The sequence below is a fragment of the Vibrio sp. HI00D65 genome (assembly GCF_001635455.1).
Classification (GTDB): Bacteria; Pseudomonadota; Gammaproteobacteria; order Enterobacterales; family Vibrionaceae; genus Vibrio.
The window spans coordinates 1-253 of the sequence record NZ_LWEH01000557.1 but is presented as its reverse complement, the minus strand read 5'-3'; the positions used below and the strand labels follow the sequence as shown (position 1 = coordinate 253).

1 pseudogene is annotated in these 253 nt (G+C 42.7%); it reads left to right on the top strand.

Annotated features, from left to right (window positions below):
• A pseudogene (locus tag A3712_RS23765) lies at positions 1–144 on the top strand (cell division ATP-binding protein FtsE); the annotation flags it as partial.
• Between the last annotated feature and the right edge of the window lie 109 nt (positions 145–253).

Genomic DNA, 253 nt, shown 5'->3' with positions numbered 1-253 from the left:
CGACTGTTTGAAGAGTTTAACCGTGCCGGTGTGACGATCATCCTAGCAACGCACGATATCGGGTTAGTGAATACTCGCCCTCAATATCGTCATCTTGAATTAAACCAAGGCTTTTTGAGTGAGGTTGAAGACTATGGCCGCTAATAAGCGCATCAAAAAACCTCAATCTAATCGTGCTACATAAGCACTAATTTGTGACGGGCTTGTGACATCTTTTGCCACTTCACCTACGTTTTTACCTAGTAAGTACAAA